The 16687-nt window shown below is 58.7% G+C and carries 14 protein-coding genes; 11 read left to right on the plus strand and 3 right to left on the minus strand.

Features of this window, described 5'->3' with window-relative positions; translation table 11 throughout:
- Nucleotides 1–115 precede the first annotated feature (115 nt).
- The 11 genes from rpsF (at nt 116) to AEAC466_RS31255 (ending at nt 12317) form a co-directional block, all read left to right on the plus strand.
- The gene (rpsF, locus tag AEAC466_RS31205) at nt 116–487 is read left to right on the plus strand and encodes a 30S ribosomal protein S6 (RefSeq protein WP_023457731.1); all 372 of its coding nucleotides are present in this window, start codon (nt 116–118) and stop codon (nt 485–487) included.
- A 14-nt stretch (nt 488–501) separates the two neighbouring features.
- Nucleotides 502–777 carry a 30S ribosomal protein S18 gene (gene rpsR, locus AEAC466_RS31210; protein WP_023457732.1) on the plus strand — a complete coding sequence of 92 codons (276 nt, stop codon included), beginning with the start codon at nt 502–504 and terminating at the stop codon, nt 775–777.
- Nucleotides 778–790: 13 nt separating this feature from the next.
- Nucleotides 791–1378 carry a 50S ribosomal protein L9 gene (gene rplI, locus AEAC466_RS31215; RefSeq protein ID WP_023457733.1) on the plus strand — a complete coding sequence of 196 codons (588 nt, stop codon included), beginning with the start codon at nt 791–793 and terminating at the stop codon, nt 1376–1378.
- 295 nt (nt 1379–1673) lie between these two features.
- A complete protein-coding gene (locus AEAC466_RS31220) occupies nt 1674–1877 on the plus strand; it encodes a cold-shock protein (RefSeq protein WP_023457734.1) in 204 nt (67 codons plus the stop codon).
- A 380-nt stretch (nt 1878–2257) separates the two neighbouring features.
- Entirely contained in the window at nt 2258–4690 is a 2433-nt protein-coding gene (locus AEAC466_RS31225) for a TonB-dependent receptor plug domain-containing protein (RefSeq protein WP_023457735.1), read from the plus strand.
- A 284-nt stretch (nt 4691–4974) separates the two neighbouring features.
- Entirely contained in the window at nt 4975–6450 is a 1476-nt protein-coding gene (locus AEAC466_RS31230; protein WP_031238519.1) for a replicative DNA helicase, read from the plus strand.
- A gap of 75 nt (nt 6451–6525) precedes the next feature.
- A complete protein-coding gene (gene radA, locus AEAC466_RS31235; protein ID WP_023457737.1) occupies nt 6526–7896 on the plus strand; it encodes a DNA repair protein RadA in 1371 nt (456 codons plus the stop codon).
- A 138-nt stretch (nt 7897–8034) separates the two neighbouring features.
- Complete coding sequence (locus AEAC466_RS31240; RefSeq protein WP_023457738.1) at nt 8035–8535, plus strand: CvpA family protein; 501 nt, start codon at nt 8035–8037, stop codon at nt 8533–8535.
- A 57-nt stretch (nt 8536–8592) separates the two neighbouring features.
- Nucleotides 8593–10101, plus strand: coding sequence for an amidophosphoribosyltransferase (gene purF / locus AEAC466_RS31245; protein WP_023457739.1), 1509 nt, complete (start codon nt 8593–8595; stop codon nt 10099–10101).
- A 10-nt stretch (nt 10102–10111) separates the two neighbouring features.
- The gene (locus AEAC466_RS31250) at nt 10112–10855 is read left to right on the plus strand and encodes an SDR family NAD(P)-dependent oxidoreductase (protein ID WP_023457740.1); all 744 of its coding nucleotides are present in this window, start codon (nt 10112–10114) and stop codon (nt 10853–10855) included.
- A 133-nt stretch (nt 10856–10988) separates the two neighbouring features.
- The gene (locus AEAC466_RS31255; protein WP_235074220.1) at nt 10989–12317 is read left to right on the plus strand and encodes an aminotransferase class III-fold pyridoxal phosphate-dependent enzyme; all 1329 of its coding nucleotides are present in this window, start codon (nt 10989–10991) and stop codon (nt 12315–12317) included.
- A gap of 39 nt (nt 12318–12356) precedes the next feature.
- Here the strand turns inward: AEAC466_RS31255 and der are convergent, their stop codons facing one another.
- The 3 genes from der to AEAC466_RS31270 are packed head-to-tail and all read right to left on the minus strand — an operon-like array spanning nt 12357 to nt 16669.
- Nucleotides 12357–13979 carry a ribosome biogenesis GTPase Der gene (gene der / locus AEAC466_RS31260; RefSeq protein WP_023457742.1) on the minus strand — a complete coding sequence of 541 codons (1623 nt, stop codon included), beginning with the start codon at nt 13977–13979 and terminating at the stop codon, nt 12357–12359.
- Between the two features lie 37 nt (nt 13980–14016).
- Entirely contained in the window at nt 14017–15264 is a 1248-nt protein-coding gene (locus tag AEAC466_RS31265; RefSeq protein WP_031238521.1) for an ABC transporter permease, read from the minus strand.
- Nucleotides 15251–16669 carry a PQQ-like beta-propeller repeat protein gene (locus AEAC466_RS31270; protein ID WP_023457744.1) on the minus strand — a complete coding sequence of 473 codons (1419 nt, stop codon included), beginning with the start codon at nt 16667–16669 and terminating at the stop codon, nt 15251–15253. Before AEAC466_RS31270 ends, AEAC466_RS31265 begins: the two co-directional genes overlap by 14 nt.
- Nucleotides 16670–16687: the final 18 nt, after the last annotated feature.

The raw sequence follows: 16687 nt of genomic DNA on the forward strand, positions 1-16687 counted from the left end.
TTATGAGGGCGCTCCCTTTCGGGTGGTCGTCGGGCGTTGTGCCCGTTTCGATCCATCGTGTTTTCCGGGCTTCCGCCGGTAAATGCGCCACCCGGATCAACGGAAGAGGATACACATGCCCTACTACGAACATGTCGTCATTGCACGGCAAGACGTTTCGCCGCAACAGGCCGAAGCGCTCAACGAAACCATCAAGACCCTTGTCGAAGAAAATGGCGGTCACATCGCCAAGATCGAATATTGGGGTTTGCGCAACCTGACCTACCGCGTCAAGAAGAACCGCAAGGGCCACTACTCCCTGCTCGCGCTCGACGCACCGGCTCCGGCCATCAAGGAACTGGAGCGCCAGCTCTCGATCAACGAAGACGTCATCCGTTATATGACCGTCCGCGTCGAAGAGCTCGATCTCGAACTTTCACCCGTCCTGTCGCGCCGTGACCGCCCTGAGCGTTCCGAGCGTAACGCCGACGCCACTTTTGCCGAATAAGGAGGTCTTGACCCATGGCTGAAGACATCGCTCCCGCCCCCGGCGCTCCCGTCGGTAACGGCCCCGCCCGTCGTCCCTTCTTCCGCCGCCGTAAGGTGTGCCCGTTCTCCGGCGCCAATTCGCCGAAGATCGACTATAAGGACGTCAAGCTCCTGCAACGCTACATTTCCGAGCGCGGCAAGATCGTTCCCTCGCGCATCACGGCTGTCAGCCAGAAGAAGCAACGCGAACTGGCCAAGGCCATTAAGCGCGCCCGCTTCCTCGCGCTCCTGCCTTACGTTGTGAAGTAAGGAGTACAGGCACATGAAAGTTGTATTGCTGGAACGCGTCGAAAACCTCGGCACCATCGGCGACGTCGTCGGTGTCAAGGACGGCTTCGCCCGTAACTACCTGCTGCCGCGCCATAAGGCGTTGCGCGCCACTGCCGCCAACCTGAAGGTCTTCGAAGCCCAGAAGGAACAGATCGTCGCCCGTAACGCCGCCGCCAAGGCTGGCGCCGAAAAGGCTGCGTCTGAACTGGACGGCACGACCTATGTCATCATCCGCCAGGCGGGTGACGGCGGTCAGCTCTATGGTTCGGTCAACGCCCGCGACGTCGCGGACGCTATCGCCGAAGCCGGTGGCAAGGTCGAGCGCAATCAGGTTGTCCTGAACACGCCGATCAAGACGCTTGGTCTGCATGAGATCAAGGTGCGTTTGCATGCTGAAGTCTCGCTGACCATTACGGTCAACGTCGCCCGTTCGGCTGATGAAGCTGAGCGTCAAGCGGCTGGCGAAAACGTTATCGCTGCGCAATTCGAGGAAGACCGCCTGGCTGATGAAGCCGCTGCGGCCGACATGCTCGAAGGCGGCGCTGGTGCGGCCATGGCCGACGCGCCTTACGAATCCTAAGGCTTCGTACACCAATAGAGACCAGAAACCCGGTGGGTCCCGCCCGCCGGGTTTTTGCATTTTCCATATGCGCGCCGTCAGAAGTTGGGAATTATTGCAAGGCCTTGTTGTTCCTCGCTTAAAGGAAGGCTTGCTATTTGATGGGAAACGGATAATCTGAGGGCGTTTCGAATTTCAGGTATCTACCGGCACGACCGCCTTATGGCATTCTTCCTAAGACGCACGCTTTTCGGATCGGGTTTCGGCAATTCCGCTGGGATTCAAAGCACAGAGGTGCGATTTCAAGGAGGCCATAATGGCAACAGGTACAGTTAAGTGGTTCAACTCCACCAAGGGTTATGGTTTCATTCAGCCGGATGCCGGCGGTGGCGACGTGTTCGTCCACATCAGCGCCGTTGAACGCGCCGGTCTGCGTTCGCTGAACGAAAACCAAAAGGTCAGCTACGAGCTGGTTACCGAAAAGGGTAAGACCTCGGCAGCCAACCTGCAAACGGTCTAAAACTGGCCGCAAGACCTAAAGATCAAGCCTCCGCAATTCATTTGCGGAGGCTTTTTCATGCCCGATTGCCAGAAAAATGTCATCAATGTGATCACAAAACATTTCAGCGCCGTATTTCGGATAACGGCCAGACTAATCTAAAACAGGTCGCGGCACGACCGGAAATTATATTAAACATTTGAATAAAAACACTATTTACAAATCCTTTATTCCTACACCAAAACAATTCAATAGTTTTCCTAATCCGATCTTCGACGATTTATTGCGATGCGGCATCTTTAAATGTGACGGTAATGCGACCAATTAGGCGTCAGCACAACCGCACGAGTCGGACAAAATCGCCAAACAGGCGAGCCCGAACCGAAACCAGGAGTTAAACCATGTCTGCCAAATCCGCCGCTGGCCGCCAGCTGTTTCTGTCTACTGCCCTTGTCCTCAGCCTGTCGGCGTCCTTCGCGGTTCCGGCCTTCGCGCAAGAATCCTCTCAGCCTACTGCCGACGATTCGGCAACGGAGGTCGTTGTCACTGGCCAGCGTGCCAGCCGCCGCTCTCGCCTCGACACCCTCGCCCCCGTTGACGTCGTCACAGCGCAAAGCCTGCAATCCCAAGGCAATACCGAACTAGGCCAGGCCTTGTCGCGTGTGGCGCCCAGTTTGAATTTCCCGCGTCCCGCGGGCGTTGACGGCACGGACAGCATTCGTCCGGCGTCCTTGCGCGGCCTGTCTCCCGATCAGACTCTTGTCCTCGTTGACGGCAAACGCCGCCATACCTCAGCTCTGGTCAATCTGAACGGTTCCGTGGGCCGCGGATCGTCCGCCGTTGATTTGAATACTATCCCCGAAGTCTCGCTTGACCGCGTGGAAGTCCTTCGTGACGGCGCCTCCGCTCAATATGGATCGGATGCTATAGCTGGCGTTATGAACCTGCACCTGCGCGAAGCCCGTAGCGGTGGCGGCCTTAGCTTCTCCTATGGCGAATACGATACCGACGTCAAACCCGCCAGTTCGTCGCGCCATGCGTCTGATGGTGCCACCACCAATCTGAACGGCTGGATCGGCCTTCCGCTTGGCTCGGACGGCTTTGTCACCATTTCCGGTGAAGTGCGCCGTCGCAACCCGACATCGCGTGGGGATATCGACGCTCTGGTCAGTCCGGCGGTTGTCACCAGCCGCTATGGCGATCCGGCGCAATCGAGCTATGCCTTCTTCGTCAACGCCGGCAAGCCGCTGAACGACGATTGGACCCTGTATGCCAATGCCAGCGTCAGCGATCTGGATTCGAAGAGCGCCGCCTTCTTCCGCCACGCCAACGCCTCCGGCAACATTGCTGCCATCTACCCCAACGGCTTCCTGCCTATCATCAACGCCCAATCCGGTGACTATTCGGCAACCGTCGGCCTTCGCGGCAATCTGGGCGCCTGGACCAGCGATATTTCGCTGAGCAACGGCGGCAACAAGATAGATTACTACACGCTGAACAGCGTCAACCCGTCCTACGGTGCCGCCTCGCAACGCGATTTCTATGACGGTCAGTTGAAGTACGGCCAGACCGTTTTCAACGCAGACTTCAGCCGCCCATTCGAAGTCTCCGGTTGGGCGGGGCCGTTGACCCTGGCCGTTGGCATCGAAGCCCGCAGCGAGACCTATCAGATCCGCGCCGGTGAGGTGCAATCCTACGCCCTGGGCCCGGTCACTACCAAGTCCGCCGGCGCGCAAGGCTTTGGCGGCTTCCAGCCAAGCAACGCGGTTGACGTTGATCGTGACAATGTCGGCGTCTACGCCGATGTCGCCGCCGACATTACCGACCGGCTCAGCTTCGACGCCGCCGTTCGTGCCGAAAACTACTCCGACTTCGGCGACAACCTGTCCGGCAAATTGGCCGCCCGTTACAAGCTGACCGACGCGCTGGCCATTCGCGGCTCAATATCGTCCGGCTTTCGCGCGCCGTCCCTGGCTCAACAGTACTTCACCTCGACCGCGTCCGTTCTCGTAACGAACAACGGCAACGCCACCATCGTGGAAACCGGCACCTTCCCGGCGACCAGCCCGGTGGCGGCAACGCTTGGCGCTCAACCGCTGAAAGCTGAAAAGTCGACCAACTATAGCCTTGGCGCCGTCTGGCATAAGGGGCCGTTCGAATTGACGGTCGATGCCTATCAGATCGAAGTGAATGATCGTATCGTTCTGTCGGAAAACATTTCCGGCTCGAACGTGACGCCGGTCTTGGCGCCTTACGGTGTCTCGGCCGCGCGCTTCTTCATCAATGGCGTAGATACGACCACCAAGGGTGTTGATATTGTTGGCAATTACCGGATTCCGACCGAGAATTTCGGCCGCTTTAACCTCTCGCTCGCCTATAACCACAACGAGACCGAGATCGACAAGCTGCCGACGCTTTCGAACTCGCCGCTTAATCCGCAACCGGTTCTGTTCGCCCGTATTCGTCAGGTCATCCTGACCAATTCGCAGCCTGAAGATAAGGCGACCTTTGCCGTTGACTGGCAAAAGGCCGGCTGGTCCGTCAATGGACGCGCGACCTATTACAGTGACGTGACCGATCCGGCGGCTTTGCAGGCGAACGATATCCATTCGGGCGACAAGACATTGATCGATCTATCCGGCAGCTATCGTTTCGGTAGCGGCACCACGGTCACCATCGGCGCCGACAACCTGTTCGATGTCTATCCGGATGCGACCCCGGCCAACCTGAACGTCACCAGCGGCAATGGTGTGGGCGCCCTGTCCTTCACCCGCTTCTCACCGTTCGGTTTCAACGGCCGCTACGTCTACGCCCGCGTTTCCCAATCCTGGTAATCAGGTACGTACGACCTGTTATAGCCAAACTCATCTAATGCTTGAGGCGCCTCATCTTCCGGATGGGGCGCTTTTTTTTTCGGTGGGAGCCTATCGAGCGGCTCTAAATTTGTACTTTTGCGAACATTTTTACGCGAGTAAGATATTCCATACTCGCACGGCCGTCTAACTTATCCCCATAGTTCACAGCCTGTGAATTGCCGTTAAGTGGAAAGGTGTGGTCACCCTCAGAATCTACCGGGACAGTCCTTGCCTTTCCTGTTTTAACTCTGTTTATGCCCCTCATGCCCGATACACTGTCTCCCGCCGTTCCCGCCGCCGAAGCGCCCTCGACCATTCCGCATAACTTGGAGGCGGAACAGGCCCTGCTGGGTTGCCTGCTGTTCGACAACGGCGCCTACGAACGCCTGTACGACGGCCTCCAGCCGCGCCACTTCTATGAGCCATTCCATCAACGGCTGTTTGCCGTGATCGAAGACCAGATTCGTGTCGGGCACCTGGCCGAACCGATTGTGCTTCTGGATAAGTTCAAGGGCGATCAGGCGTTTCAGGACCTGGGTGGTATCCGCTATTTTGCCGACCTGGTGGACCGCGCGCCGCCCGCCGCCAACGCGTCCGATTATGCACGCGTCATCTACGACCTGGCCCTACGTCGTGACCTGATCCGTCTCGGCGGCGAAATTGCCAAGTCGGCCGTGGGCCAACAGAACGCCCGCGACCAGATCGAAGCGGCCGAAGCGCAGTTGTTCGCCATGGCCGAGACCGGCAGCTCCTCCTCGGGATTTGTTACCTTCTCCGACGCCGTGGCCGGCGCGCTGAATCACGCCGAGGAAGCTTTTCACCGCGACGGCGGTCTGGCCGGCGTATCGACCGGTCTGGTCGATCTCGACAAACAAATCGGCGGGTTGCACAAATCCGACCTGATTATCCTGGCCGGTCGTCCCTCCATGGGCAAAACCGCCCTGGCGACCAATATCGCCATGAATATCGCCAAGAATTTCGCCTACGAACCGCAGCCGGACGGCACCCGCAAGACCGTGCGCGGCGGCGTCGTTGCCTTCTACTCCCTGGAAATGTCAGCAGACCAGTTGGCAGGGCGTCTGCTCGCCGACGCATCCGGTGTCGCCTCGGACAAGATTCGTAAGGGCGAGATCAATCCGGGCGAATTCGTGCGCATCAAGGACGCGGCGATGGAAATCAGCGCCTCGCCTCTCTACATCGATGATACCGGCGGCATCACCTTGGCCAAGCTCACTGCCCGCGCGCGCCGTTTGAAGCGGACCTCCGGCCTTGATTGTCTAATCGTCGACTACCTTCAGCTTGTCACCATTGGCGACACCGGCGGCAATATGAACCGCGTCCAGGAAGTGTCGACCATCACCATGGGCCTGAAAACCCTGGCCAAGGAGCTGGCCATCCCGGTCATCGCTCTCTCCCAGTTGTCGCGAAGCGTCGAAAGCCGTGACGACAAGCGCCCTCAGCTCTCCGATCTTCGTGAATCGGGTTCTATCGAACAGGACGCCGATATCGTGATGTTCGTCTATCGTGAAAGCTACTATGTCGGCCGCTCCGAACCGCGCGAGGGCACGCCGGAGCACCTGACCTGGCAGGAAGACATGGACCGCCTGCGCGGCACCGCCGAAGTCATCATCGGCAAGCAGCGTCACGGCCCCATCGGTACGGTCAAGCTGTCCTTCGACGAAAACGTCACACGCTTCGGCAATCTGGCCCAGGGCGGTCGCTACGACAATTACGAGTAAGGACTTAGGCACCGCGGTTGACATGGTCACAAAATCAGAACATATGAAGAACAAATATCTTCATATGAGTGCTCCATGGCCCGTGATCATGCCGTCTATGTCTGTCAATCCTGCGGCAATGTCCACAACAAGTGGGCGGGGCAATGCAGCGGGTGTGGTCAGTGGAACACCCTGGTCCAGGAAGCCTTTAGTGCGCCGCCGGGCGCGCTGAAACCCGAAACGGCCGGGAAGATTTCCCGCCTGAGCAAGCTACAGTTCGAAACGCTGGAGAGCGAAGACAAAGAGCCGGTCCGCATGGTTACCGGCATCCAGGAGTTCGACCGCGTCTGCGGCGGCGGGATCGTGCCTGGCTCGGCGATATTGATCGCCGGCGATCCGGGTGTCGGCAAATCGACCCTCTTGTTGCAGGTGGCCGCCAACGCGGCACTGAAGAATCTCAAGGTTGCCTACATATCTGGCGAAGAAGCCGTCGAACAAATTCGCGGACGGGCCTCGCGGATGAACCTGTCCAAGGCGCCGGTGGATCTGGCGGCGGAAACCGCACTTCGCACCATACTTGAGGCCCTGAAACGCGAAAAATTCGATCTCGTCATCATCGATTCCATTCAGACCCTGTGGTCGGATGCGGTCGAGGCGGCACAGGGCTCGGTGTCTCAGGTCCGCGCCTGCGCCGGTGAGCTGGTGCGATTGGCCAAGAAACAATCAACCTCCATCATCATGGTTGGTCATGTCACCAAGGAAGGCCAGATCGCCGGCCCCCGCGTCGTGGAACATATGGTCGATGCCGTCCTGTCGTTCGAAGGCGAGCGCGGCTACCCCTTCCGCATTTTGCGCGGCACGAAAAACCGGTTCGGCGCCACGGACGAAATCGGCGTGTTCGAAATGGGCGACGCAGGCTTACGCGAAGTCCCCAACCCCTCCGCCCTGTTTCTCGGTGACGGTCATGAACGCGCCTCCGGGTCTGCGGTTTTTGCCGGCATAGAAGGGTCGCGTCCCGTGCTGGTCGAAGTCCAGGCCCTTGTTGCGCCGTCAGCTTATGGCACACCCCGCCGCGCTGTCGTCGGCTGGGATTCCGGTCGGCTGGCCATGATACTGGCTGTTCTGGAATCGCGGTGCGGCGTAGGCTTCGGCCAAAAGGATGTCTATCTGAATGTCGCCGGCGGCTTGCGCATCTCCGAGCCGGCAGCAGATCTGTGCGCTGCTCTAGCCCTGGTTTCCGCCCTCACCGATACGCCCCTGCCCCGCGACTGCGTGGTATTCGGGGAAATCAGCCTGTCCGGCGATGTCCGTTCGGTTTCCCGGTCTGAGGCGCGCCTGAAAGAGGCGCTGAAGCTGGGGTTTTCGAGTGCCGTCACAGCCCAGTCCGCCGCCGAAAACGCGCCCTTGCAGGTGCGGGGCTACACGACCCTGGTCGATGCCGTGACCGGGCTATTTCCCCAGGGCTGACCGGTCTCTCGGTTAACCTATATTGTTATGGTCCGGCGCAGATGGTATGAAAAGGATCGGCTTCGCCACCTCGCGTTTTGAATAAAAACCTGTCAGGGGCTGGAAAACGGGGCCGGCCGTCACATATGGGGGATACGCGTGGAAGTCTACGATTTCATCTTTCTGGTCTTATTGGCCATATCGTGTTTCGCGGGCTTCATTCGTGGCGCCACCAAGGAGCTGGTCAACCTGATCGCCTTCTTTCTGTCGCTCTTCATCGCCTTTCTGTCGCAACCTTTTCTCGCCAAGACCTTCCACCTCGATACGATTACTTCCTATATGGGTGCGTTTGTCACCTTTCTGGTTCTGTATTTCGGCATCCGCTATATGGGCCACGGCCTTTCGGACCGCATCCAGAAGCAGAAGGCATTGAACACCTTCGACCGCGTTCTTGGGGTCGGTATCGGAATCTTCCGTACACTGGTGGTTTTGGGCGTAATCCATTTGCTTTTTTCGCTGGTCACGCCTATTGACCGGCAGCCGCACTGGTTCCGCGCCGCCAAGATCTACCCGCTGAGCGTTAAATGCGCCCAGCTCATCCAGGCCTTCATTCCCGCTAGCTTGGGAGTGGGTGACCGGGCGGCCGAAAACCAGAAGTAACTGACCGTTCAGTGAGCCCACTACCGGACGGTCGAAGCGTTATAGAAAAGAGATTCCATGCTGTTGTCTCAGCCTGAACTGTCTGCTCTCACCGATCCCGACGCAACCCCACGCGACTCCGACGACGACCGACCCCGCCTGGAATGCGGCGTGTTTGGCATTCATGGCATCGATGACGCCAGCGCCATTACGGTCCTGGGCATGCATGCCCTCCAGCATCGCGGCGAAGAAGCCTGCGGCATCGCCTCATGCGACGGCAAGCGTTTCTATACCGAACGCGAGCATGGCCTGGTCGGTGACGTCTTCACCCAGCCTCAGGTGGTTGCCCGCCTGAAAGGCCGGTCCGCCATCGGTCATACACGCTATTCGACATCAGGCGGCGCCTTCATCCGCAACGTTCAGCCCATGTTCGCCGACCTAGACGACGGCGGTATCGCGCTGGCGCACAACGGCAATCTGACCAATTTCATGCACCTTCGCACCAAGCTGGTGGCGGAAGGCTCCATCTTCCAGTCGACCTCCGATTCGGAGGTCATTTTGCATCTGATCGCCCGTTCGCGATCACTGAAGATCATTGACCGCTTTATCGATGCGTTGCGCCATATCGAAGGCGGCTTCGCCTTGGTTGCACTGACACGCAGCATGCTGATCGGCGCGCGCGATCCGCTCGGTATCCGCCCGCTGGTTATCGGTAAGCTGGGCGACTCCTACGTTCTGGCGTCGGAAACCTGCGCCCTGGACATGATCGGCGCCACCTTCATCCGCGATGTCGAAAATGGTGAAGTCATCCAGATCGATGAGGGCGGACTGACCTCCTTCAAGCCGTTTGGCGCAAAGACCGCCCGTCCCTGCCTGTTCGAATACATCTATTTCGCCCGTCCCGACAGCGTAGTGAACGGTAAGTCCATCTACGACGTGCGCAAGCGTATGGGCCGCCAATTGGCGATAGAGCATCCGGCTGACGCCGATATTGTCGTGCCCGTGCCCGACTCCGGCGTGCCCGCATCCTTGGGCTTCTCGGAACAGTCCGGTTTGCCGTTCGACCTTGGCATCATTCGCAACCATTATGTCGGCCGTACCTTCATTCAGCCGACCCAGGGTATTCGCGATCTGGGCGTGCGCAAGAAACACGCGCCGAACCGTATCGTGCTTGAAGGCAAGCGTGTCGTCCTCATCGATGATTCGATTGTACGCGGAACGACTTCGGTCAAGATCGTCCGGATGGTTCGCGCCGCCGGCGCGAAAGAAGTCCACCTGCGGTCGGCCAGTCCACCGATCATGTGGCCGGATTTCTATGGCATTGACATGCCCGACCGTGAAAAGCTGCTCGCCGCCAACCACACCCTGGAAGAAATGCGCGAGAAGCTGGAATGCGACAGCCTCGGCTTCCTGTCGGTTGATGGTCTTTACAAGGCTATGGGACACACGGGACGCGACGCGGCCCAGCCCCAATTTACCGACCACTATTTTACTGGCGAATATCCGACACGGCTGACCGATCGCGAAGGCGCCGAAGGCGATACCAATGCCGGTGCACAACTCTCCTTGCTCGTAAACGCCCATTAACGAGACCGCAATGACCCAGCATACCGGCCGTATCGCCCTGATCACCGGCGCTTCGCGGGGCATAGGAAAAGCCTGTGCTCTCGGCCTCGCCAAGGCCGGCGCTCAGGTTATTGCCTGCGGGCGGTCTAAGGCCGCCCTCGAAGAGCTCGACGATGAGATTTTCGCGGCCACGGGTCAACACGCCACTCTGATACCGTTTGATATCACTGACGGCGACGCTATGGACCGGCTAAGTTCCGTATTGTTCGAACGCTTCGGACGCGTCGATATTCTGGTGCACGCCGCCGCCATTTCGGGCACCCTCAGCCCGGTTACGCATCACGAGCCGAAAGACTTCGAAAAAATAGTCAGCGTCAACCTGTCGGCGACCTGGCGCCTCCTTCGTGCGATGGAGCCGCTCTTGCGCCAATCTGCCGCCGGGCGTGCCATCTTCCTGACGACGGGGGCCACTGTGACAACCGGCCGCGCCTTCTGGGGCCCTTATGGCGCAACGAAAGCTGCCATGGAAACATTGGTCCGCGCCTGGGCGGATGAAATCGAAATCACGCCAATCCGCGCCGCAATGGTGTCTCCCGGTGCCATGCGCACCCGTATGCGGGCAGCCGCCTATCCCGGTGAAGAGCCGGAAAGCGTACCGCACCCCAATGAGATCGTTCCCCTGATCCTGACTCTGGCCGACGCTGACCGGGTTCCGCCACTGGAAACGATCCATTTCCCGGATTGGCGCGCACAGAACGCCGACATCGTCGCCTGATTATAAAAGCGCGTCCCGTCAGGTCGCGCTTTTTTTTGCGTCATCGCGAAGTCAAAATGTATAATTTTGTTTTCAATTTGCACATTTTTACTTTCATTTTGTGAAAATTGGTATCACACTCTCGGGCATGAACATGCACACGTCCCCAACCTACCCCCGTGCCCGCAGCGCAGAGATGCTGGAAGAACTCGGCAAGTACGTTATCGCCGAACCCTATCCCTTTGTTGTCGACCTGGCCAATTCAAAGGGCATGACCTTGGCGACCGTCGATGGAGATCGTATTACCGACTGGTGCGGCCTCTATGGCTCAAAATTGCTTGGCTACAATCATCCGCGCCTGTTCGAACCTGATTACATGCGTGAACTGGTTCTGGCCGCCAACAACAAGATGGCAAACCCGGATTTCCTGACGCCGCAATGTCTGGCCTATTACCGGCTGCTGCATCGCCTCGCGCCGGTCTGCATGCGCGGTCAGCACGTTGAGGTCTATGCCGTGAATTCGGGCGCCGAAGCCGTCGAAAACATGATGAAATATCTCATCAACCTGCATAATCACAAACTAAAGGCCAAGGGTAAGACGGCGCTCACCCATCGCTTTATCTATTTTGAACAAGCCTTTCACGGACGTACGGTTTATGCGCTCAACATCACCGAGCTGACGCACGACCCTGTCGCCACGCGTGATTTTCGCGGCATCATTCAGGGCAACATTCAGGTGCCCTTCCCCGAATACGACGCGCGCCTGTCCATTGCCCAGAATGAACACATTGTCGATCAGACGCTAAGCCTGCTCGAATCGTTCATGAAGGATCATGCCGATGAAATTGCCGGCGTGATTCTCGAGCCGCTACAGGGCGCCGGCGGTCACCGCCTGGCGCTGCCGCGCTTTTATCAGGGGTTGTCAAAGCTCTGTCATCGTTACGATATTGGCTGGGGCCTCGACGAAGTGCAGACCTCTGGCGGACAGACCGGTGCGGTTTTCTCCATCGACCTGTTCGATGTCCCCCATCCGCCGCAGTCCATCGCCGTGGCCAAGAAATTCGGCAATGGCGCGGTCTATATGCTCAATCCCATGGAAGACATCGGCGTGCTCGATTCGACCTGGGGCGGCACCTTGGCCGACATGGTCCGTTTCGTTCAGGAATGGCAGATTGTCGAAGACGAAGATCTCTTGGCGCAGGTCGCGGACAAGGGCAAGCGCCTGTTCGATGGCCTGAATGCCCTGGTGGACCGCTTCCCCCACCTGATCGGCAATGTGCGTGGCCTTGGGCTCTATCAAGGCTTCACTGTGCTGGAAAAGCGCAACAAGGGCCGCCTGGTGGATTTGGCGCTCGAAACCGAAAGCCTTCTCCTTCTGGGCGCGGGCACGGACAGTATTCGTTTCCGCCCGCCCCTCGATGTCACGCCTGATGATATCGACGCCATGCTGGTCCGGTTGGCACGCGTCCTCGAACAGCTTTAGACATGATATGAAAAAGGCCTCCGAAAGGAGGCCTTTTTGTTATTTCTTGCCTCTGCCCGACGGCTTTGACCGTCCGCCCGGAGCCGCGGCGCCGGGCTTGGTGCTGGGCGCCATGGCGCGGGTCTTCACAGCCTTGGCCTTGGCGACATCGGCGCGCGCCTTGACGGCCACCTTGACCTTAGGCGTTGCGGGGGCGGTTCCCTTCGGCTTTTGCCGGACACGGTTGGGGTGCGCCGGCTTTTCACCCGGCTTCATTTTCGGCTTGGCGCGCACACGTGGCGGCCCCGAATTTTCGCCACTGGTAGCATCTACATAGGGATTGGTCGTCGAATTTGCCTTCACCGTCACGCGAATAGGCACACCCGGCATGTCAAAGGATTCCCGCAAGCTATTGATAAGATAGCGGCGATAGTGATCCGGCATGGCATAGGCGCGTGCCGCGAACAATACGAACGTCGGCGGACGGCCCTTCGTCTGGGCCATGTATTTTGGCTTGATGCGCTTGCCATCAACGGCGGGGGGCGGATGCCGTTGGATGGCCAGGGCCAGCCAGTCGTTGAGGTCCCGCGTCTTGATCTTGGCTGACCAGTTGCGATAGGTCTTCAACACCGCTGGCATAAGGCGTTCCAGCCCACGACCCGTCGCGCCAGACAACGTCACCAAAGGCGTCCCGCGCAATTGCGGCAGCATGCGTTCGGAAATTTCGAGAATTTCCGCCATGCGGGCCTGCGGTTCCTCGACCAGATCCCATTTGGAAACGGCATAGACCAGCCCGCGCCCTTCGCGTTCCACCAGATCGGCGATCTGAAGATCCTGAACTTCGAAAGCATTGGCTTCGTCCATGACCAGCACCACCACCTCAGCGAAGGTAATGGCGCGTATGGTGTCAGCCGTGGACAACTTTTCCAGCTTTTCCTGGACCCGCGCCTTTCTGCGCAGACCCGCCGTATCAACCAGCCGAATAGTCCGGCCTTCATATTCCCAGTCAACACTGATCGAATCGCGGGTAATCCCGGCCTCTGGCCCGGTCAGCAGTCGATCTTCGCCCAACAACTTGTTGATCAGGGTCGATTTACCGGCGTTGGGACGACCGATGATGGCGATACGGATCGGTTTGGTCTCTTCGTCCTCGTCTTCAGCCTCGGTGTCCATGAAGTCGCCTTCAACCAACTGGCGATACTTTTCTGTGACGTCATAGAGTTCGGAAATGCCTTCGCCGTGTTCGGCCGACAGGTGGATAGGCTCACCGAAACCCAGCACGCGCGCCTCTTCCGCCGTAGCGGCGGCCTGATGGCCTTCCGCCTTGTTGGCGATCAACACGACAGGCGTGTCCTTCCGGCGCAGGATATCGGCGAAGATACGATCAAGTGGCGTAACACCTTCGCGGGCGTCAACGATGAAAAACGCCACATCGGCTTCATCAATTCCACGCTCAGTCTGAATACGCATGCGCGCTTCGAGGGAATGATCGCTCAGGTCTTCAAAACCGGCGGTATCGATCAGTTCCAGGTCAATATCACCGATGCGGCCAGTGGCGTAGCGGCGGTCGCGCGTGACGCCGGGCTGGTCATCGACGATGGCCAGCTTCTTTCCCGCCAGGCGGTTAAACAGGGTCGATTTGCCGACATTGGGCCGGCCGACTATAGCTATTCTTAAAGGCATGGCCGCCTTATAGCGAAAATCGTCACAATAGCCACTTTTATTCGTATCTGAGCGCGTCAACGGGCTCAAGCCGTGCCGCCGACAAGGCCGGAACAAGCGCGCACAGGCAACTGGCGACCAGGACGCCGATCACAATAAAGACCACTTCGATGACGTCCAGCCGGGCCGGAAGATAGGCCGCCCCCACCAAGCCGGTCTGCACATGAAAGAGGCCGTTCAGAGCTTTCTGAACCGGCACCATCCAAGTGACAATGACGACGCCCAGAATCAGCCCGCTAAACGTGCCGGCTGTGCCGATCATGGCGCCCGACAGAAAGAAAATGCGCGCGATCGAATGCTTACCTGTCCCTATGGTCCGCAATATGGCGATATCGCGCGCCTTGTTTTTCACCAACATGACAATCCCGGCGATGATGCTCAAAGACGCAATGACGGTGACGAAGAACAGGATGATCCGCATGACGGTTTCTTCAAGCTTCAATGCCTGCCAGATGACCTTGTCGCGGTCTTTCCAGCTTACGACATGGCTATTGGGACCGGCCGCGCGTTTTAAATCGCTCAGCATTCGGTCCACCCGATACGGGTTGTCCGTACGCAACTCCACCACGTCCCATTTGCCGTTACGGTGGAGAAGGGCCTGCGCTGCCCTCCAGGGCAGGTAGACGTAGGTGGCATCCACCCTGCCCGCGTTTGATCGAAAGATGCCGGAGACAATATATGTCGCGCTACTGGAAGTCAGGTCGAGCCCACTGCCGACAGGAACGGTCACCGAAAGGGTGTCGCCAACACCCAGTCCCATATTGTCGGCCAGATCGCTGCCGATCAGCACGCCATCGCCGCGGGTATACGCATCCAGGGAACCGGCCACCAGGTACTGATCTATTCCCGCCTTTTGCAAGGCATCATCCTTGCCGCTGCGGACATAGATGTTGGCATTGCCGGCCGAGGCAGCGCCAATTCCGGCTAGCTGCAAATAGGGCGCAACGCTCGTAACGCCGTCCACGCGCGATAACCGCGCCACCATGGCATCTCGCGTCTGCGGGTCATTGATGGCCGCGCCGGCAATATCGACGTGACTGTTAAAGATCAGGTGATTTCCGAGCAGTTGCCCCTGGAGCCCATGCACAACAGACATTATGGCGATTAGCGCCGTGACTGCGAGCATAACCCCGACGTACGAAATTATGGCGATAACGGTTATGCCGCCGTTGGCACGCCGGTTACGCAAATAGCGGACCGCGAGATCGAATTCCCAGAGCCGGAAGGGCAAATTACCGGATCGCAACCAGTTTGGCGTCGTCGGTCACCACGAACAACTTATCTCCGACAACAATCGGTGCGATGAAGGCGGAGCCGCCAAGCTTGATCGTTTCCTTGCGCTCGCCGCTCTTCGGATCGAAGGCCACCGCCTCGCCTTCCGAATTAACGATCACCAGCCGGTTTGACGCCAGGACAGGACCCGACCACAACGGAATCTTGCCGACCTTCTTTTCACGCCCCAGGCCGAAGAAGCCTTTTTTGGTCTTCTGTATCCCTTCGTTAAGGTCTTTAATCCAATAGACCTGACCGCTTTCGCGGCTGATGCACACCAGTTCGCCCTGAAGGCTGATGATGAAAACAACGTCCCCCGCAACCCACGGCGTATTGATGCTGTCTAGGTCAACCTTCCATTTGGGATTGCCCGTCCGCACATCCATAGCCTGGAATACGCCGGAGTGGCTCGCCGCAAACACGACGCCGCCAGCCAGAACCGGGCGGCCGGATATATCGCGAATCTGCGACATGGCGTTGGTACGCGTAGATTGCGCCAGCGTCTGAGACCAGACCGGATCACCGGTTGTGGCGCTCAAGGCGACCAGTTCACCTGACGAAAACGGCGCGTATACAACGTCGTTGGCCACGATGGGCGCCGAGGTTTTTAAAAGACGCGCAGGCTCCGCCATGGCCTGATAGGTCCACACCATTTCACCGGTGGATTTGTCGAAAGCGAAGATCTGATTGTCGACATCGCTGGCAAACACGTGCTTAGCGTCGACAGTCGGCGCGGCATGAAGCTGCGTATCGACGGCCTTTTCCCACAGTTGCGCCCCTGTGGAAGCATCCAGCGCCTTGATAAAGCGGTAGCCGGACGTGACATAAAGCTTGCCGTCCGACAGGGCAAGGCCGCCACCGAAACCGGTCTTGTCACGCTTCAGGTGCGGGTTGAGGTCTACGCTCCAGACCTGGGCACCACTGTTCACATCAAACGCGGAAACACGCGCCTCGCCGTCCATCACATAGATGGTCTTTCCGTCGGACACCGGCTGAGCCAGAACTTCGGTGACGCCCTTGCTGCGCGCCCCAATGCCCTTGCTCCACGCGACGCGGAAATCACTAGCGGCCGCGGCATTTTCCACCACGGTTCCCGGTCCGCCGGCCACAGGCCAGCTATCGACCGCAGCCGGTGCCGGCAAATAGTAGCCGACGCCCTTCAGGCTCTTTGATGGCTGCAACTGCTGATCAAAGGCGACGATGGAAATACGTTTGCCTTGGGACGCCACAGCCGAGTCTTCGGCATTCTTGCCCTTAAGCGGATTCAGTCGGCTGACCGTCGAGCAGCCGCTCAGGCTGAGCGCAACCGCGACCCCCAGAACGAGAAGGCTCGGGGCTTTGGATTTAACCTTCGACAAGTTCATAAGCGCGTCTTCCATGACAAGAATTCTAAATGT

The organism is Asticcacaulis sp. AC466 (genome assembly GCF_000495815.1).
In the GTDB taxonomy this organism is placed as follows: Bacteria; Pseudomonadota; Alphaproteobacteria; order Caulobacterales; family Caulobacteraceae; genus Asticcacaulis.

Bases quoted from the DNA above. Each gene is read 5' to 3' on its own strand.
- AEAC466_RS31255 (WP_235074220.1), top strand. From the start codon at position 10,989: ATGCACACGTCCCCAACCTACCCCCGTGCCCGCAGCGCAGAGATGCTG.
- AEAC466_RS31225 (WP_023457735.1), top strand. From the start codon at position 2,258: ATGTCTGCCAAATCCGCCGCTGGCCGCCAGCTGTTTCTGTCTACTGCC.
- der (WP_023457742.1), bottom strand. From the start codon at position 13,979: ATGCCTTTAAGAATAGCTATAGTCGGCCGGCCCAATGTCGGCAAATCG.
- radA (WP_023457737.1), top strand. From the start codon at position 6,526: ATGGCCCGTGATCATGCCGTCTATGTCTGTCAATCCTGCGGCAATGTC.
- rpsR (WP_023457732.1), top strand. From the start codon at position 502: ATGGCTGAAGACATCGCTCCCGCCCCCGGCGCTCCCGTCGGTAACGGC.
- AEAC466_RS31250 (WP_023457740.1), top strand. From the start codon at position 10,112: ATGACCCAGCATACCGGCCGTATCGCCCTGATCACCGGCGCTTCGCGG.
- purF (WP_023457739.1), top strand. From the start codon at position 8,593: ATGCTGTTGTCTCAGCCTGAACTGTCTGCTCTCACCGATCCCGACGCA.
- AEAC466_RS31270 (WP_023457744.1), bottom strand. From the start codon at position 16,669: ATGGAAGACGCGCTTATGAACTTGTCGAAGGTTAAATCCAAAGCCCCG.
- AEAC466_RS31220 (WP_023457734.1), top strand. From the start codon at position 1,674: ATGGCAACAGGTACAGTTAAGTGGTTCAACTCCACCAAGGGTTATGGT.
- rplI (WP_023457733.1), top strand. From the start codon at position 791: ATGAAAGTTGTATTGCTGGAACGCGTCGAAAACCTCGGCACCATCGGC.
- AEAC466_RS31230 (WP_031238519.1), top strand. From the start codon at position 4,975: ATGCCCGATACACTGTCTCCCGCCGTTCCCGCCGCCGAAGCGCCCTCG.
- rpsF (WP_023457731.1), top strand. From the start codon at position 116: ATGCCCTACTACGAACATGTCGTCATTGCACGGCAAGACGTTTCGCCG.